Below are 19555 nucleotides of genomic sequence, written 5' to 3'. Positions count from 1 at the left end.
ATTGGATCGGGTTTTGGTTGATATGAGTTCATCATTGCTCACGGCCGGATCTGATTTCGGTTGATATTCGATTTGTTTTCATTGCTGGCTTTGCCGCCTCAACCGAGCAGGAGGGCAGGCCGGCCCTCCTGCACCTGCGGCTTGCGCGAAATATTACTGCTATTCGCAGTCCCCTCCGGCAGCCGTTGGCCTTATCGAGCCAGCGCGAGTCGCTTCCTGCTCCAGCGCGCTTTTCGCCGCCGTCCATGGCGGCTCACTCGGGCCATCGTCTTTGTCGGTAATATTCCTGATTGCGCTCAAGGTCAAAAGAGAAAATCAAAACCATTGTTTTGACCTAGAAATTAAAAGCACATTTGAGCCGCCGAGTGAAGAGTGGAGCAAGGGAAATCCGCCATGGACGGCGGATTTAGGCGTCACGCGGAAGGACCCGCGTAAAGCCGTCCCGTCAGCGTAATGATGAATCGAGGGTACCTGCGAAGCAGGCTAGCGATACGTGCGCTAGCGCAGGGGATCCAAGGGGGTTACGCGCTTGTAACCCCTTTGGCGGTTGGTTCATCGAAGGTTAGGTGAACCATGAAGCCATAACAACCGAACTGATCATCGAGTCACCATCAACCGAACCGGATCACCCAATCACCGAACCAATTAACCCATCAACCAATTAAAAAATCACTGCATGACACTCATGACACTCTTCTGAGCTGCCATCATCGCCGGGTACTTGGCGACCAAATTAGCCATCATCGCGTTGTATTGTGCCGCTTGCTGTGCAGTTTGGAATTGAACGCCACCATTATTGAAGGTGACTTGAGTCCCCTGCTGTTGCAGGAAATCCCCAACCTGTGCCAGATCCTGCACAAAGGCAGAAACTACTGGAACCGCCGGAATCAACACATTGGTCGGCTGAGTGACCACATTATCAAAGACTTTATTAAAGACCACCTTCAGGTCATCTGGCTGCTTCAATGCTGCCACAGCGCTGTCTGCCTGTGTTTTGGCTGTGCGAATTTGCTGCACTAACAGATTTAAAGCACCCGCTGACTGCTGTAATGCATCACGTTTATTGAGGTAATCCTGCGCGACACGAATCTCATTAATTTGTGCAATAGCGGGCGTCAGGCTGGCATCCACAGACTTACTCAGTTGCTGGGAAAAAGTGACTAAGATCGCGTAATCGCTGACATAAGGGCCAAACTTCTGCTTTTGATCTTCACTCAGCGTTGGCAGTTTCATCCCACTGCGCATCACCGTGTTTTGCAGATAATCAATAAAAGCCTTACGTTGTTCTGGCTCTTTATCCCCGCAGGCAGTTAATTGGAACACCACCAGTAACGCCAACAATGGCGCTAACCAACGTGAATATCGGGCCGTATTCAGTGCAAAAGTCATGTGAAACTACTCCTATGATAAGTACTTATTTTCACAACATTCTATTCTTATCACCCAACTCCAGTATTAAGAATAGATAAGGGGAGCGATATGCGCTCCCCTATTGCCAGGCAAGAACAGGATTACTGCAACAGAGAAATATCAGCAACCTGTAAGAACAACTCGCGCAGTTTACTCAATAATGTCAGTCGGTTCACCCGCACGGCATCATCTTCAGCCATCACCATTACGCTTTCAAAGAACTCATCAACCGTTTCTCGCAGCGCCGCCAGTTCAACCAGTGCTTCCTGGTATTGACCTGCCGCAAACACCGGTTCGAGCTTATCGCGCAACACCACCAGATGTGTGGCCAACTTCAGCTCTGCTGGCTCTTTCAGCACAGAAGCACGTACATGGTCATTCAACTTATCAGTGGATTTCGCCAGAATATTCGACACACGTTTGTTCGCCGCAGCCAGTGCTGCAGCCGCGTCCAATGTGCGGAAATAAGTTACTGCTTTCACCCGAGCATCAAAATCAGCCGGACGGGTTGGACGACGCGCCAGAACCGCCTGAATGGTATCAACGCTATGACCTTCATCCTGATACCAGGCACGGAAGCGGCCCAGCATGAATTCAATCACTTCATCGACCACTTTGGTGTTGGTCAGCTTGCTGCCATACAGGCGCACCGCTTCTTCGGTCAGCGTTTGCAGATCCAGCGACAAATTCTTCTCAACGATAATACGCAATACACCTAATGCGGCGCGGCGCAGAGCAAATGGGTCTTTATCGCCTTTCGGATGTTGACCGATACCGAAAATACCCGCCAGCGTGTCCATTTTATCGGCAATAGCCAATGCGCAAGCCACCGGATTTGACGGTAAATCATCACCGGCAAAACGTGGCTGATATTGCTCATTCAGTGCGACCGCAACGTCTTCAGCTTCACCGTCGTGACGAGCATAGTGCATCCCCATCACACCTTGGGTATCGGTGAATTCGAATACCATATTGGTCATCAGATCGCACTTGGACAGCAAACCGGCGCGAGTAGCGTGGTTAACATCGGCACCAATCTGTGCGGCAACCCAACCGGCCAGCGCTTGAATACGATCCGTTTTATCACGCAAGGTACCCAGTTGCTGTTGGAACAGCACGGTTTCCAGACGCGGTAGATTGTCTTCCAGGCGCTTTTTGCGGTCAGTATTAAAGAAGAACTCGGCATCCGCCAGACGTGGGCGCACCACTTTCTCGTTACCTGAAATAATCTGCTGGGGATCTTTCGATTCAATGTTGGCAACAAAAATGAAGTTTGGCAGCAAGTTACCCGCAGTGTCGTAAACCGGGAAATACTTCTGGTCACCCTTCATGGTATACACCAGTGCTTCCGCAGGAACTGCCAGGAATTTCTCTTCAAATTTGGCGGTCAGCACCACCGGCCATTCAACCAGCGACGCCACTTCTTCCAGCAAGCTTTCACTCAGATCAGCAACACCGCCGATCTTCTGTGCCGCTAATTCCGCATCACGCTTAATGATAGCTTTGCGTAATTCATAATCAGCAATGACTTTACCGCGTTCCAGCAAGACTTGCGGATATTGATCGGCATTATCGAGAGTGAACTCGGATTCACCCATAAAGCGGTGACCACGAATAATACGATCTGAATCGATACCTAATACCGTGCCAGGAATGACTTCAGAACCTAACAGCATGGTCACGGTATGAACCGGGCGAACGAATTGGGTGTCTTTATCACCCCAACGCATCAGTTTAGGAATAGGCAGTTTGCTCAATGCGGTATTGACCATCCCCGCCAGCAGCAACTGCGCTGATTGCCCTTTGACATGCGCGCGATACAGCAGCCATTCGCCTTTATCGGTAACCAAACGCTCTGCCTGATCGACAGTAATACCACAGCCACGCGCCCAACCCTCAGCCGCTTTGCTTGGTTTGCCTTCGGCATCAAATGCTTGCGCGATCGCCGGGCCACGTTTTTCAACTTCACGATCAGCCTGAGCAGCACTTAAGTTAATGACTTTTAACGCCAAACGGCGCGGTGCGGCATACCAAATAACCTCACCGTAAGGCAAGTTGGCGTTATCGAGTTCAGCCGTAAAATTGGCGGCAAAAGATTCGGCCAGAGAACGAAGAGCCTTCGGCGGCAACTCTTCCGTGCCGATTTCCACCAGGAAAGTCTGTTGAGTCATGACAGCCTCTTAGTTCTGATTCTTTTTGCACATAGGGAAGCCCAATGCCTCGCGGGAAGCATAATAAGCCTCGGCGACAGCTTTGGTCAGCGTACGTATGCGCAGAATATAGCGCTGACGCTCAGTCACCGAGATGGCTTTACGGGCGTCGAGCAGGTTAAACGTGTGGCCAGCTTTGAGAATACGTTCATAAGCCGGCAGTGGCAGCGGGACTTCCAGCGCCAGCAGTGACTGGGCTTCTTTCTCATATTGCTCGAAGCAGGAGAACAGGAAGTCCACATCGGCGTATTCAAAGTTATAGGTGGATTGCTCCACTTCATTTTGATGATAAATATCGCCATAGGTGGTTGTACCCAGTGGGCCGTCACACCAAATCAGGTCATAAACGCTATCTACGCCCTGGATGTACATTGCCAAACGTTCCAGACCATAAGTTATTTCGCCAGTGACCGGTTTACATTCCAAACCGCCCACTTGCTGGAAGTAAGTGAACTGCGTCACTTCCATGCCGTTCAGCCACACTTCCCAGCCCAGACCCCAGGCACCCAGCGTTGGGTTCTCCCAGTTGTCTTCGACAAAGCGAATGTCGTGAATCAACGGGTCCAGACCCAGCTCTTTCAATGAACCTAAATAGAGTTCCTGAATGTTGTCTGGTGAAGGTTTGATAATGACCTGGAACTGGTAATAGTGTTGCAGGCGATTGGGGTTCTCACCGTAGCGACCATCGGTCGGGCGGCGTGAAGGTTGTACATAAGCGGCAGCGATTGGCTCTGGGCCAAGTGCGCGCAGACAGGTCATTGGGTGGGAGGTACCCGCGCCGACTTCCATGTCCAGTGGTTGAACAATGGTGCAGCCTTGGCGCGCCCAATAGTCCTGTAACGTCAGGATCAGGCCCTGAAAGGTCTTGGTATCAAACTTTTGCATGTTGGATTCGCACGCGATACAAGTGGATTAAAATGGAATGGGTCAGTATACCCGTTGACCGTAAGATATACAGCCAGAATCCGGTAAGATGCAACAATCAAAGCAGATTTGTCGATAAAATGAGCCTTTAATTGGATTCCAACGGATAATTTTGCGCAATACCCACCAAGGTAAAGAATCTGTCGATAGGTTGCTAATCAGTCAACGAACAGCGATCATCCCCTGTTAAAATCGGCAATAAAGGAAGACGAATAATGAGCCTACAACGCTGCGGTTGGGTGACCACTGATCCTCTGTATCTCACTTATCACGATACTGAATGGGGAATTCCACGTACCGACAGCCAGGCATTATTCGAAATGCTGTGTCTCGAAGGTCAACAAGCCGGGCTTTCATGGATAACCGTGCTGAAAAAACGCGAACACTATCGCAAATGCTTCCATAATTTTGATCCGGTGCGTGTAGCGAGAATGGGGCCGGAAGAGGTTGAAAAGCTGGTGCTGGACAGCGGCATCATCCGCCATCGCGGTAAAATTCAGGCGATTATTACCAATGCGCAGGCCTATCTGGCAATGGAAGCCAACGGCGAAGATTTTTCGCGTTTTATCTGGGATTTCGTCGATGGTGAGCCAAAAGTTAACCATTGGTGGTGTTTGGCTGAATGCCCGGCAACAACCCCGATCTCAGATGCAATGTCTAAGGCACTCAAAAAACGTGGCTTTAAGTTTATCGGTTCCACTATTTGCTATGCCTTTATGCAAGCCAGTGGACTGGTGAACGATCATCTGGCGAGCTGTTTCTGCCACCCGGATAATGCAGCAAAATGATTAGAGCGTATCAACCCGACGATCTTGATGCCGTGATGCAATTGTGGCTTACCAGCACGATTGCGGCGCATCCTTTTATTGCCGAACAATATTGGCATGAGAGCGCCCCGTTGGTAAGGAACACATACCTGCCAACAGCACAAACTTGGGTATATTTACCCCCAAAAACCACTGGCGATGAAAATCCGATTACAGGATTTATCAGTATTCTGGCAGAACAACTGGTGGGGGCATTGTTTGTCGCCCAACCTTTTCACGGGCAGGGTATCGGTAAGGCATTGATGGAACATGTTCAACAGCATTACCGCGCCCTGACGCTGGAGGTCTATCAGCAAAATCAACGCGCCTGCCACTTCTACCGTAAACAGGGTTTTACCCAGATAGGGAAAACGTATAACGCTGAGACCAAAAGCACTATTTTAACTCTGCACTGGCAACACCTATTTAATTAGCTCCTTATTTTATCCCCCAGCATCTGATAAATTTTAATAAACCTCGCTGGAGAACAATAGTATTACCCTATCCCGGTACCAATTTATCAACTGGTATCAACAAGGGGGTATTATGATAAGGATATTTCTCAATAAAAAATCGCTGTTTTTTTTAATTATTATTTCACCATCTATCTTTGCTAATGAAATTAAAAGTAAAAAAGTTTACTTATATCCTGAAGATAAATATCAAAGTGAAATAGAGGTAATTCACAATACGGAAAATATTGAATATAGCAGATTTGAGCGAGACACTGTAGGAATATTAGGTTGTACCTTTATACCTGCATTGGCAATTTATAATTACATTACTCATAGCCGGTGTGATCAGGCGGATAAATTATGGAGTCAGATATCACATTGGTTTTCAGATGATAATAAAGATAAGGCGATATTGATAGTCGGTAGCACCCCATTACTTAAACCGCAACCCGCTCACCCCGCGCATAAAAATAATCAGGCCGCCCCACTCACGTTGATATTAAATAAAATCAATACGCAATTACATCATCAGGCGCTGACCTTACCAGCCACGGCTAAAATTTGCAGAACCTCGATTGATAATATCCTCGCGGCCCGCTATCCCCGTAGCCCCGATGATAACTGCCCACAATGGGTATCGCGTGTATTAGCTGACTTTACGACGTTATTCGGCCATTCAGTACGTGACTGGACGCCCGAGCAACTTCAGGATGTTATCACCAGAATTGATGCACAACATGTGACTGGCTATGCAGGCAGCGATGTAGCCACTGAAGATCATCTGGTTAATGGAATCCGCGCGATTATCCAGCAGTTGGGATTAGCTGAAACTATCAGAAAAATCACCCGCGCATTAATTTATTCCCGCTTGAATTATGCTAATTATCTTGAGCATAACCCTGGAGCCTCGGCCTCCCCTATAGCCGCGCAAAGTCTGCCATTAGGGGAATATTCGCTCTCTTTAGAGTCTTATCAATACCCCACCGAGCCACACGTGGTACGTATTCGTGAGAATAATGAGTGGGTGGTAAGGCCCGATTTACATTTTGAGGTAGAAATCATTGAGAGCAGCACAACAGAGCGGACTCTTATCACCCTGACTCATGCCGTCATGGGCCATTGGTTTAATACTTACCTGTTCGCCCCCTTAAAAACAGACCAACACGGTAACCCTCTGACTGATCTTGATCGCACCACTAGCGCCGCACGGACAACCAGCACGTCATTATTACTCGAATTAGAAAGCAATCGCAGTGGCTATCTGTTTGTGGTCGTTAGACTGAATGGAGAAATAGTCAGTGTACTGGGCGCAGCCGAGGGTAGTGAGGCGAGAAAAGAGTACTATATAGATGTTTCCGTGAGCGAACCGCGCAATGTTCTGACGCCAAACGCGGAAGGAAATATACGCGGAGCGGGCACTGCGGCAGCACATGAGTTAGCCCGTTATTTGAAACAAAAAGGTATGAAAAAATTACGCTCTAATGTTATTTCTCAGCCTTCAGCCAGAGTAAAAACCAAACTCGGTTTCAAACATGATGAGCTTTAATCGTTAGCCTTTCCTATTTTATAAAGAAAAAAGTAATAGAGGTTATATTATGAAGTCAAAGATTTTAATTCATATCGCTATATTATTTTTAATATTACCCAGTATAATAATCGCTAAAGAAATGGATAAAGACTGCACTACACATAGAATCAGCCCGCAGATTAATAAAGAGTATTTAACCCCCAAAAATAATCAAGCCGTATGTTTATATAATGATGATGAGTTATCTGGTAAATCGATGTGTTTCGCCCCAGGAGAAAATATTGACTTCCTCGATAGAGATGATGAGGTAATACAGAACGACAGTATTTCCTCTATATCTATTCCTGACGGAATGTTTGCCACTATATATAAAAATGACAATTATAATTCGCCTTATTTAAATTTAATGGAATCTATCGGGCAGCACGACCTGGCTGATTTGAACATGGATGATCAAATTAGCAGTGTCAGTGTTGCTTATTCACCCATCGAAGGATGCAGTGAGCGTTGTGTTATTCTGAAACGAATGCAACTACTGTTATCTGATATTTTTGCTCAAAATTGGGATGACCCCAACTACCCCAACAAGCAGGTTTTACTGAGTTTTGATATTAATAACCAAAGTGATTTTATGGTGGAATTAACATTAGGCCCCATCGTTTGGTTTTCTAAAAGAAATGTGTTCATTTTTAATTCGTATGATAATGAACCACTGGAGTTTCGCCTTCACCCAGATGCTAATCAATTTTCCCTGTTATTTCATCTCAACAGCAATAATATTGCCGTAGATTATATGGAAAGCCGTGATACGGAACAAATCGCTTTATCCCCCACTATCACGGTTGCAAGTGCCCCTTTTGCTCGCCTGGTAGAAACCTCAGCCATCATCATTAATAACACCAGCGAACATCCGCTGGTCATCGACCAAATCGTGATGGCAGCAAGCGCTGAAAGTATTCAGTCCGCACATCACAGAGGCGAACGGGATACCTCCGGAACATTAGGTTGCGCATTTATTCCCGCATTGGCGATTTATAATTACGTCACTCACAGCCGTTGCAATCAGGGCGATGAACTATGGCATAAGGTCAAACAATGGTTTACTGATGAAAATAAAGATAAAGCGGTATTAGTCGCAGGTGATTCATCGTTACTTAAACCACAGCCTCATTCGCCTGATAATAGCCGCGCAGCACTGACCTTAACTAAAATTGAAACTCAGCTCCATAATCAAGCAATCACGCTACCGGCCACCGCTCAGTTTTGTAAGACTTCGATGGATAATATCCTCTCAGCCCGCTATCCCCGTGATACAGATATGCGCTGCTCCCTGCGGATGTCCCGCGTATTGGCGGACTTTACCTTGCTATTTGGTGATTCAATGCGCGACTGGACTCTGGATGTTCTGCGTCGAGTGTTAACACAAATCGATGAGAATGATACGACAGGCTTTGCAACTAGCGATCCGGCAACTGAAAGTCGTCTGGTGAATGAGGTTAGAGAGGTTATACGCAATCTGGGGCAGGAAGAAGCCATTCATCAAATCATCCGGGCATTTGATTATGCACGTTTAAATTACGCCCGTTATCTGGTGCATAACCCCAGTGCGACGGCTTCTCCTGCTGCTGCCCAGCGCTTGCCTCTGGGAACCTATTCACTCGCATTAGCATCTTATCATTACCCCACCGAGCCACTTGCCGCACGGGTACGTGAAAACGGCGAGTGGGTGACTCACCCCGATTTATATTTTGATGTCGATATCCTTGATACTACTATCCCAGGTCAGCCAGGAGTTGATGAGCCTTTGATGGACGATGCCCGAGCAGCACTCGCCGCCTGGTCCGATATTTACAGAGCGACTCCTATCCATTATCACATCACTAACGAGTACTGGTCGGAATCTGACAGAACACTTGATGCAGGACAAATGCACAGTTACTCACTTTATAGCGAATTGCTCGCGCCTGAGGATAACTATATCTACATAGCAGTGCGGCTAAGAGGGGATATTGTCAGCATTCTGGCGGCCAGAAAAGATGAGTCTTTTGAAAATAGTCATGAAAACTACCGCATTGAGTTTTTTGTTACTGATCCGAACTATGTGCTGGACCCTGAGGGTGAAGGTAGCGTGCGCGGCGCAGGAACAGCAGCATTACATGGGCTGGCGCATTATCTACAACAACGCGGGGTGAAAGTGATACGTTCTCGTGTCATTTCTCAGCCCGCGGCGCGAGTCAGTACAAAATTCGGCTTTCACCATGATGAGTTTTAATCCCCCACAGGTACGGGCTGCGAAAGCGCCCGTCGAAAAGCACTGTTCTGTGCTTTTTCGTCGATAAACGCAGCATTCAGGCTAACCACATAACACTATGAGAGTTTTCTCAATGGTATTCACCCATAAATTACCGGATAACGATGGCAGATAAATGCCAGCAACTTTATTTAACGCTGGCAGATGATTTGTTAAATCAGCTATTGGGCGACGTTATCTATTTTTCGCCAAAATAGAATGCCATTTAAGGGAAATTCAATGAATAAACGCATTCTGGCCACGGTGGCCGCCGTTTCTGTCGCGCTGACACTTTCTGCTTGTACCACCAATCCCTATACCGGCGAATCACAAGCGGGTAAATCAGGTTATGGGGCAGGCATCGGAGCGGTGTTAGGTGCTGGGATTGGTATGTTGTCATCATCCAAACATGATCGGGGCAAAGGCGCATTAATTGGTGCCGCTGCGGGAGCCGCATTGGGTGGCGGTGCGGGCTACTACATGGATGTGCAGGAAGCCAAACTACGCGAAAAAATGAATGGCACAGGTGTTAGCGTGACCCGTCAGGGCGACAATATCGTGTTGAATATGCCCAATAATGTCACTTTTGATACGGATAGCAGCAACCTGAAACCGGCTGGAGCCAATACCTTGACCGGCGTTGCTATGGTATTGAAAGAGTATGATAAAACCGCCGTCAATGTGACCGGCTACACCGACAGCACTGGTGCCAGAGCGCATAACATGACGCTTTCACAACAACGCGCCGACAGTGTAGGAAGCGCACTGATTGTGCAGGGTGTGGCGGCTAATCGCATCCGCACTAGTGGTGCAGGGCCGGATAATCCGGTTGCCAGCAACAGCACCGCCGCCGGTAAGGCGCAGAACCGTCGGGTTGAAATCACCTTAAGCCCACTGTAATTGTTATTATTTTCTTGCGGATAGCGCCTCGTGCTTTATCCGCGCTTTCTCTGTCGTCGCCATCCGGTCATCATAATTATTCCAGCTTGATACGATAAGTACAGCGCCGGGAGCCGGATAGAATATGCTCCACCCGCTCAACCGGTACTCCCAGAGCTTGCTGAAATACCGATAATTCTGCCCGACAAAATCCCTGACAACTGGCAGCGGCGGCGCAAATCGGGCAATGATTTTCAATCAGTAATATTGAGCCATCGGCCTGAGTCTGGCATTCCGCCATGTACCCTTCCTGAGAGCGAATAGCCACCAGCCGCTCCACCCGTTCATCAATATTATGCGCGCCCTCCATCGCCTGGCAATACAGATCGCGTGTTTCTTGCTCACGAGTATCTATCAGTAAATTAAGCGCTTCTTCGCCTAATTTTGTGCGTACCATGCGTAATAATTGAACCGTTAGCTCACTATGAGCATCAGGAAAACGGGCATTACCTGCCTCGGTGAGTTGCCAAAGCTGGATAGGTCGCCCGACACCTTTTGCCTGGGCCACCGCCACAACCAAGCCATCTTTAGCCAATTTTACGAATTGTTGGCGAGCAGCTTCCCCTGTCGTGCCGAGGATGTTACCCGCATCACTGGCCTGCATGGGGCCACGCGTCTTCAGCAACAACAGTAGGCGTTCAGCAACAGACTGCGGCTGGCAGGTCGAATAGTCGATATCCATCTCTTCCCCAACATCGCTGGTACATTTAACTTTCTGATGATTATCAGCATAACATTTTACAAGCATATGCTTGACTTATTGTTAGTCACTGGCCTACTTTATTCCAAGAATTTACTTGTTTAACTTTATCGTAACAACCCGCTCAACTCAATAACCAGACTTCTGGCAGGATGAATAACGTGATAATGAATGATGCAAGCCGATGGAGTGATTTGTTCTCCGGCAAAAATGCGGCTTTTGCCATAGCGCTGTCGGGTGGGGTGGTGTTACATGCTATTAATATCTATATCGCCACCACTATTTTACCGTCCGTAGTGCTGGAGATTAATGGCCTGAATTTATACGCCTGGAATACCACCCTGTTTGTCACCGCGTCGATCCTCGGTTCCGCATTATCTGCCCGTTTGCTCAGTGGTTATGGTGCGCGCAGCGCCTATTTGTTTGCCTCACTGACCTTTATGCTAGGCAGTGCCTTATGCGCCATGGCACCGAATATGCCGCTGATGCTGGTTGGTCGAACCGTGCAAGGTTTAGGGGGCGGTTTTCTGTTCGCACTCTCTTACGCCATGATTAATCTGGTGTTTCCGCAATCATTGTGGCCAAGGGCGATGGCGCTCATTTCAGGAATGTGGGGGGTGGCGACACTGATTGGCCCGGCAATTGGCGGGATATTTGCAGAAATGAACGCCTGGCGTTTTGCTTTCTGGACATTGCTGCCGGTGACTCTGATTTATGCCATTTTTACCTGGCGCATCCTGCCGAAAGGAAGATCCAGCACTGCTGTCACCTCAACACTGCCGGTCATCCAACTGGTGCTATTAACCGCAATTGTTTTGACCATTTCCGCCAGCAGCATTGCCAGCAGTGGCCTGATAAATCTGGTGGGTATCATGTTGGCAGTATTACTGTTAGCACTGCTATTGCGGATAGAATCCCGAGCCACCTCGCGTTTACTGCCGAAAGGGGCGCTGCGCCTTAGCTCACCCTTGGCCGCACTCTATATCACCATCTCTTTACTGGCGATCGGCATTACTTGTGAGATTTTTGTTCCTTACTTCCTACAAACCATACACGGACAGTCGCCGCTGATTTCTGGCTATATCGCCGCCACTATGGCTGCGGGTTGGACAATTTCTGAGGTGATGAGTGCTGGCTGGAAAAAGTCAGGTATTCGTTGGGCGATTATTAGCGGCCCAATTATTGTGCTGGTGGGAATCATTGCACTCGCCATCCTAATGCCGGTAAGTTCATTGGGCGGTTGGCAGCAGATGGGCCCCATCGCCATCGCGCTAACATTAGTGGGCTTTGGTATCGGCTTTGGCTGGCCACACTTGCTGACCCGCATTCTACAAGTGGCGGCGGAAGAAGATAAAGATATCGCCGGGGCCTCGATTACCACGGTACAGATGTTTGCCACCGCCGTCGGGGCAGCAATAGCGGGTATGGTGGCGAACCTTTCCGGCCTTAATGCTCCCGGCGGTGTCGCGGGTGCCGAAAACACCGCTCACTGGCTATTTACTCTGTATACAATTGCCCCGGCACTGGCGATCATTACTGCGCTACGTTGCGCGGCCATTCGCCCCCAAACCCTGCCGGTTAACAGCGTTGCCAGCCACGAAGTGCTATAAAATCAGATGTGCCAACCTGCTCACTCGGGTTGGCACTTTAATTAGCCGTAACATTATGAGGCTGATTAGCGCTTGATCCCGCACCGGTAGTTGCTGTTATTCTGGCTTTAAATCTTAATCCTATTTACCCAAAGTCATTGAGGTTGTGATGAAGCCATCTATCGTGCTGTACAAAAGTATTCCTGCCGATCTGCATCAGCGTTTAGAGCAATATTTTACTGTGAACAGTTTTGATGGTTTAGCACCGGTTCCAGATGATGTGTTGCAACAAGCAGAAGGGCTTATCGGTTCTGGCGGTAAAATTGATCAGGCTTTCTTGGAACGTGCACCGAAACTGCGAGCTGCTTCAACCATCTCTGTTGGTTATGATAATTTTGATGTCGATGCGCTGAGCCAGCGCGGAATAGCCTTAATGCACACCCCTACCGTTCTGACCGAAACCGTGGCAGATACTATGATGGCACTGGTGCTATCCAGTGCGCGGCGGGTGGTAGAACTGGCTGAACGCGTGAAAGCCGGAGAGTGGCAAGACAGCATCGGTGATGATTGGTTTGGTATCGATGTTCACCACAAAACCATCGGTATTCTCGGCATGGGCCGGATTGGTATGGCGCTGGCTCAACGGGCACATTTTGGTTTCAGCATGCCGGTGCTGTACACCAGCCGCCGCCCACATGAAGAAGCTGAAAAGCGCTTTGGTGCTCGCCGCTGCTCACTCGATACCTTGCTAGCCGAGGTGGATTTCCTCTGTATCACTTTGCCGATGACCGAACAGACTTACCATATGATTGGCCGCGAGCAACTGGCTAAAATGAAATCCAGCGCCATCTTGATCAATGCGGGTCGTGGGCCGGTGGTGGATGAGCAGGCACTGATTGCTGCGCTGCAAGATGGCACTATTCATGCTGCCGGGCTGGATGTTTTTGAACAAGAGCCACTACCAGTGGATTCGCCATTACTCAAATTACCGAATGTGGTTGCTGTGCCACATATTGGTTCCGCCACCCATGAAACCCGCTACAACATGGCGGCCTGCGCGGTAGATAACCTGATTGCGGCACTGACTGGCACCGTCACAGAAAACTGCGTCAACCCGCAGGTATTGCAGCAAGCATAAATTATTCTACTGGCCTGTTCGCAGGCCAAATCCCCCCTCATCCGCTGCCCTCATCCCTATAAAAACTGCTCAGGGATGAGGCTATTTCTTCGCCGTCTGGCACTCTGATATTTATAAAACTTTATACGTTTCTCAGACCCAAGGAAGACGCGTTATGAAACATCTCACGCTCCCTTTGCTGCTAATCCTGTCGCCAGCAGCCATGGCGAGCTGGTCACTTCAGCATTTCCCGGCGTTTACTGAACAAGATAGCGGCGTTTTTCTGAGTAGCAGCGCACTCACCAAAGGTGAATATCCCCTTAAGTTTTATCAAGATAAACAGTGCTGGCAGCCAACCGGGCCGGTGAAACTGAATCAGACATTTTCGCTGCAACCCTGCCAGAATCAGGCTGATATCCAGTGGAAGCTGTTCCGCGATGGTCAATATCAGGTGCGTATTGATACCCGCAGCGGTACGCCTACATTCACCTTGAACATCAAAGAGCCGGTGGCGGAAGCCGTCAAAGTCGTGGCTCACAGTTGTCAGCGCTGGGATGGAAAGCCGGTGACGATTGATGTCAGCAAGACCTTCACTGAAGGTGAGATGGTGCGGGATTTCTACTCTGGTCAAACAACAAAAGTTTCTCTCGGTAAAATCACACTGCAACCCAGCCCTGAGAGTGGCGGATTATTGCTGCTAGAGTCAGCACAGACCGAGCATGCGGCTCCTTTTAGCTGGCAAAACGCCACGGTTTATTTTGCGCTGACGGATCGTTTTAAAAACGGTAATCCGGACAACGACCACAGCTATGGCCGCCACAGTGATGGCATGCAGGAAATCGGCACTTTCCATGGTGGTGACCTGGCTGGCCTAACCGAAAAACTTGATTATCTGCAACAGCTTGGGGTCAATGCGTTGTGGATAACTTCCCCACTGGAGCAAATTCACGGCTGGGTCGGGGGCGGTACCAAAGGTGACTTCCCGCATTACGCCTATCATGGTTATTACGGCCTGGATTGGTCTCGTCTGGATGCCAATATGGGCACCGAACAGGATTTGCATAAACTGGTGGAGCAGGCCCATAAGCGCGGTATCCGCATTCTATTTGATGTAGTTATGAATCATGTGGGATATGCCACTCTGGCAGATATGCAGAGCTACCAGTTCGGCGCGCTGTATTTGCAAGGTGATCAACTGGAAAAAACACTGGGTAAAAACTGGACGGACTGGACACCTGGCAAGGGGCAAACCTGGCATAGTTTTAATGATTACATCAACTTTAGTGATAAAGCCGCATGGGATAATTGGTGGGGTAAGAAATGGATCCGCACCGATATTGGTGATTATGACTCTCCCGGCTATGACGATCTTACCATGTCGCTGGCTTTCCTGCCGGACATCAAAACCGAGTCTACCCAACCCAGTGGTTTGCCGGTGTTTTATCGCCATAAACCCGATACCGCAGCGCGAGAAATTGCCGGAGCCACGCCGCGTGATTACCTCACGCATTGGTTGAGTCAATGGGTTCGCGATTATGGTATCGACGGTTTTCGTGTTGATACCGCCAAGCATGTCGAGAAACCCGCCTGGCAACAACTTAAGCAGCAAAGCACTGCGGCTCTGGCCGAGTGGAAAGCGGCTCACCCGGATCAGGCGCTGGACAACTTACCCTTCTGGATGACCGGAGAGGCTTGGGGCCACGGTGTGATGAAGAGTGATTATTACCAGAACGGCTTTGATGCCATGATTAATTTTGATTTTCAGGATCAAGCCAAACAAGCACTGACCTGCTTCTCATCCATTGACGGCACTTATCAACAAATGGCAGATAAACTGCAAGGTTTCAATGTGTTGAGTTATATTTCATCCCATGATACCCGGCTGTTTTTTAAAGATGACGCACAACAATCCTTGGTGAAACAGCAACGTGCGGGTGATCTGCTGCTGCTGGCTCCAGGGGCGGTGCAAATCTTCTATGGCGATGAAAGTGGACGAGAGTTCGGCCCTACCGGATCTGATCCCTTGCAAGGCACCCGCTCGGATATGAACTGGCATGAACTGACCGGAGAAAAAGGCGTGCTGTTGGCGCACTGGCAAAAAGTCAGTCAGTTCCGCGCCCGCCATCCAGCGATTGGTGCAGGTGTGCAGCAGTCACAACAAACCGCTGATTACTATGCTTTTAGTCGCCAACACCAGGGTGATAAAGTATTGGTGGTTTGGGTCGGAGATAAAAAAGAGTAAAGCAGTTTATTATTTTGCAATAACACTTCCTGCCGATATTTTCACTCGGCAGGAAGAATTCTTTCCGCATTGCGTCCGCTTTTATCTGCGAGTATGGTAGCTGTTCACTTACGGATAACAATAAATTTTCATTTATGAAGTTTTCACTTTTCGGCGACAAATTCACCCGCTACGCGGGTATCACCAGACTGATGGACGACCTCAACGACGGCCTGAGAACCCCCGGTTCTATCATGCTTGGCGGGGGTAATCCGGCGCATATTCCCGAGATGGATGCTTATTTCCAACAACTTTGTCAGGACATGCTGGAACGCGGCCAATTGACCGAAGCGTTATGCAATTATGACGGGCCACAAGGGAAAGATCTGCTGCTAAAAGCACTGGCCAAAATGCTGCGCGATGAGCTGGGTTGGCAAATTGAGCCACAGAATATTGCACTGACAAATGGCAGTCAAAGCGCGTTTTTCTACTTATTTAATTTATTCGCTGGCCGCTATGCCGATGGCAACCGTCGACGGGTATTATTCCCGCTGGCACCGGAGTATCTCGGTTATGCCGATGCAGGCCTCGACGAAGATTTGTTTGTCTCTGCCAAACCCAATATTGAGCTATTGCCAGAAGGGCAATTCAAATATCACGTCGATTTTGAACACCTTAATATTACCGATGATATCGGCCTGATATGTGTCTCGCGCCCCACCAACCCGACGGGTAATGTCATTACTGACGAAGAGTTGATTCGTCTGGATGCTATTGCCCAGCAACGTGGTATTCCGTTATTGATTGATAATGCTTATGGCGTGCCCTTCCCCGGCATTATCTTTTCCGATGCCACACCGCTGTGGAACCCGAATATCATTCTGTGCATGAGCTTGTCGAAGCTGGGCCTACCCGGTTCGCGCTGCGGGATAGTGATTGCCGATGAGAAAGTCATTTCAGCCATCACTAATATGAATGGCATTATCAGTTTGTCGCCGGGGAGTTTGGGGCCGGCGATTGCCGCCGAAATGATTGAGCGTGGTGATTTGTTGCGTTTATCCAACGAGGTCATCCGACCATTCTATTTTGAACGGGTACAGCAAACTATTGCTATCCTACGCAAATACTTACCGCCGGAACGCTGCCTGATCCATAAACCGGAAGGGGCGATATTCCTCTGGCTATGGTTCAAAGATTTGCCGATCAGCACCGAGCTGTTGTATCAACGCCTGAAAAAACGCGGTGTGTTGATGGTGCCTGGCCACTACTTCTTCCCCGGTCTGGAATATGACTGGCCGCATACTCATCAGTGCATGCGGATGAATTATGTCCCTGCACCGGAAGATATCGAAAAGGGTGTGGCGATTCTGGCCGAAGAAATTGAGTTGGCGTATCAGGAAGCAAAGTAAAACAGCCATTCTTAGCTTCAATAACAGAGTAAGAGTGGAGAGAACAGGCCGATCGTAAAGACGCCGTAAACCCATCCCTGGGGGCTCGAGCCGCGCCTTCCCTGGCGCGGACGCTTTACTCTTCGGCCTATCCTTTCCACTTAGTCATCACCATAGCTGCCGACCAAACTACCCGCTATAGTGTCCAGAACAGCACAGCGAGTATCTGCGGCGACATGATTCGTAAAAACATCGCCAACGGATAAACAGTGGCATAAGACAGTGCTGCTGCACCGCTGGTGGGGTGCAAACCATTGGCAAAGGCCAATGCCGGTGGATCAGTCATTGAACCGGCTAACATGCCACACAGTGTCAGATAGTTCATCTTAGCCAGCATGCGCGCCAGAATGCCCACGGTCAGTAGCGGTATCCCGGTGATCATCGCCCCGTAGCCAATCCACGCCAGCCCATCACCATTGACCAACGTATTGATGAAATCACCGCCAGACTTCAATCCAACCACCGACAAGAACAGCACAATTCCCAGTTCACGCAAGGCCAGGTTGGCACTCGGCGGCATAAACCAATATAGCTTGCCGATGCTGCCAATACGCCCAAGGATAAGTGCGACCACTAGCGGGCCACCCGCCAGCCCCAAACGCAGCGCCGCCGGAAACCCCGGAATAAACAGTGGGATTGACCCTAATAACACCCCCAGACCGACACCAATAAAGACTGGAAGCATTTGAACTTGTTGCAGTTTTTGTTGCGCATTACCCACAACAGCAGAAACGGCCTCAATCGCTTCCGGTCGCCCCACCAAATTAAGAATGTCACCAAATTGCAGACTGGCATTGTTACTGGCAACTAACTCAATCCCGGCACGGTTTAATCGCGTGATTGCCACGTCATATTTCTGTTTCAGGTTTAAGTCGCGAATTTTCTTACCTAAAACAGCCTCATTGGTCACCACCACACGGGCGGTCTGCAACACCGTGCTGGCCGTAGACAAGGTGACATCTACCTCTTCCCCGACCACCAGTCGCACTTTCTCCAAAGCCTCGCGCTGCCCGACCAAATGCAGATAGTCACCCAGCTCAATGACGGTGCCTGACAACGGAACCATCAACAAATCACCGCGCTTCAAGCGGGAACAGACCACCTCATCACTGTTCAGTAACGGCACATCCTGCATTGATAGACCATGCAGATTGGGGTTGCGTACCGCCACGTTCATGGTTTGCAGCAATTCACGGTTCTGCCCATGGCTGCTATCAAACTCTTTTGCTTCACGATCAACGTTGATTTTAAAGAATAAACGGATCAGCCACATCACCAGCAAAATACCGCAAATGCCGAATGGATAGGCCATGGCATAACCCATACCCATTTGGCTGACCAATTGGGGTGGCGAGCCTAAATCAGTGAGGATTTGCTGTGCTGCCCCCAGAGCCGGGGTGTTAGTGACCGCACCTGAAAATACCCCCAGAATGATAGGCAGCGGTACAGCAAACAATTTATGGATAATTGCAGTCACTAACCCACCGACAACAACCATCAGGATAGCAAAGCAATTAAGCCGCAACCCCGAGACTCGCAGTGAGGAGAAGAACCCCGGCCCCACCTGAATACCGATGGTATAAACAAACAGAATCAGGCCAAATTCCTGAATGAAATGCAGCATGTCTCCATTAAGAACCAGTTCGTAAGTTTGTGCAAAATGGCCCACGATAATGCCGCCAAATAGCACCCCACCGATACCTAACCCCACACCATAGACTTTCCAATTACCGATCCATAACCCCAATACGGCGACCAGCGCCAACATACTGACGGTAAGGGCGATAGCACTCATAAATCACTTCCTTGCCTAAGTTTAAAAACTGGTCGGCCACGTGGAATGTTATTTGGTCATACATGGCCTTAAATTCTTATAGTTAGTAAGGATTCTGTCAGAAGGGGGGACTAGTGAATGTGG

Annotated in this window: 14 protein-coding genes; 9 read left to right on the top strand and 5 right to left on the bottom strand. The window is 49.1% G+C overall.

The features are described 5' to 3' along the window. Positions 1-669 precede the first annotated feature (669 nt). The 3 genes from HU019_RS03770 to glyQ all read right to left on the bottom strand — a co-directional run bounded on the left by HU019_RS03770 (position 670) and on the right by glyQ (position 4505). Positions 670-1389 (bottom strand): DUF3053 domain-containing protein, encoded by a 720-nt coding sequence (locus HU019_RS03770; protein WP_005175086.1) that lies wholly within the window; start codon positions 1387-1389, stop codon positions 670-672. Positions 1390-1511: 122 nt separating this feature from the next. Continuing rightward, positions 1512-3581, bottom strand: a complete 2070-nt coding sequence (glyS, locus tag HU019_RS03765) for a glycine--tRNA ligase subunit beta (protein WP_174848300.1) — start codon at positions 3579-3581, stop codon at positions 1512-1514. Positions 3582-3590: 9 nt separating this feature from the next. After that, positions 3591-4505 (bottom strand): glycine--tRNA ligase subunit alpha, encoded by a 915-nt coding sequence (glyQ, locus tag HU019_RS03760; protein ID WP_005175094.1) that lies wholly within the window; start codon positions 4503-4505, stop codon positions 3591-3593. A 254-nt stretch (positions 4506-4759) separates the two neighbouring features. Here glyQ and HU019_RS03755 point away from each other — a divergent pair, with 254 nt between their 5' ends. From HU019_RS03755 to HU019_RS03735, 5 genes are all read left to right on the top strand, one after another. Beyond that, complete coding sequence (locus HU019_RS03755) at positions 4760-5332, top strand: DNA-3-methyladenine glycosylase I (RefSeq protein ID WP_174848299.1); 573 nt, start codon at positions 4760-4762, stop codon at positions 5330-5332. Further along, positions 5329-5784 carry an N-acetyltransferase gene (locus tag HU019_RS03750; protein ID WP_174848298.1) on the top strand — a complete coding sequence of 152 codons (456 nt, stop codon included), beginning with the start codon at positions 5329-5331 and terminating at the stop codon, positions 5782-5784. Before HU019_RS03755 ends, HU019_RS03750 begins: the two co-directional genes overlap by 4 nt. Before the next feature lie 433 nt (positions 5785-6217). Beyond that, positions 6218-7351 (top strand): GNAT family N-acetyltransferase, encoded by a 1134-nt coding sequence (locus tag HU019_RS03745; protein WP_227739228.1) that lies wholly within the window; start codon positions 6218-6220, stop codon positions 7349-7351. Between the two features lie 238 nt (positions 7352-7589). Continuing rightward, a complete protein-coding gene (locus tag HU019_RS03740) occupies positions 7590-9605 on the top strand; it encodes a GNAT family N-acetyltransferase (protein ID WP_174848296.1) in 2016 nt (671 codons plus the stop codon). A gap of 258 nt (positions 9606-9863) precedes the next feature. Further along, entirely contained in the window at positions 9864-10523 is a 660-nt protein-coding gene (locus tag HU019_RS03735; protein ID WP_174848295.1) for an OmpA family lipoprotein, read from the top strand. Positions 10524-10599: 76 nt separating this feature from the next. Here the strand turns inward: HU019_RS03735 and HU019_RS03730 are convergent, their stop codons facing one another. Further along, positions 10600-11244: a helix-turn-helix transcriptional regulator gene (locus HU019_RS03730; protein WP_174848317.1), complete on the bottom strand. Its 645-nt coding sequence runs from the start codon at positions 11242-11244 to the stop codon at positions 10600-10602. Positions 11245-11429: 185 nt separating this feature from the next. On the opposite strand from HU019_RS03730, the gene HU019_RS03725 reads away from it, so the two are divergent. The 4 genes from HU019_RS03725 to HU019_RS03710 all read left to right on the top strand — a co-directional run bounded on the left by HU019_RS03725 (position 11430) and on the right by HU019_RS03710 (position 17598). Next, the gene (locus tag HU019_RS03725; protein WP_174848294.1) at positions 11430-12872 is read left to right on the top strand and encodes an MFS transporter; all 1443 of its coding nucleotides are present in this window, start codon (positions 11430-11432) and stop codon (positions 12870-12872) included. Positions 12873-13020: 148 nt separating this feature from the next. Further along, positions 13021-13989, top strand: a complete 969-nt coding sequence (gene ghrB / locus HU019_RS03720) for a glyoxylate/hydroxypyruvate reductase GhrB (RefSeq protein WP_174848293.1) — start codon at positions 13021-13023, stop codon at positions 13987-13989. Between the two features lie 154 nt (positions 13990-14143). After that, positions 14144-16210: an alpha-amylase gene (locus tag HU019_RS03715; protein WP_174848292.1), complete on the top strand. Its 2067-nt coding sequence runs from the start codon at positions 14144-14146 to the stop codon at positions 16208-16210. 134 nt (positions 16211-16344) lie between these two features. Next, on the top strand, positions 16345-17598 hold the full coding sequence (locus HU019_RS03710; RefSeq protein ID WP_174848291.1) for a valine--pyruvate transaminase: 1254 nt from the start codon (positions 16345-16347) through the stop codon (positions 17596-17598). A 175-nt stretch (positions 17599-17773) separates the two neighbouring features. Here the strand turns inward: HU019_RS03710 and HU019_RS03705 are convergent, their stop codons facing one another. Further along, positions 17774-19432 carry a putative transporter gene (locus HU019_RS03705; protein WP_174848290.1) on the bottom strand — a complete coding sequence of 553 codons (1659 nt, stop codon included), beginning with the start codon at positions 19430-19432 and terminating at the stop codon, positions 17774-17776. Between the last annotated feature and the right edge of the window lie 123 nt (positions 19433-19555).

The organism is Yersinia artesiana, assembly GCF_902726545.1.
GTDB classification, from domain to species: Bacteria; Pseudomonadota; Gammaproteobacteria; order Enterobacterales; family Enterobacteriaceae; genus Yersinia; species Yersinia artesiana.
The sequence above is the reverse complement of the archived record's forward strand: the minus strand, read 5'-3'. Positions and strand labels throughout refer to the sequence as shown.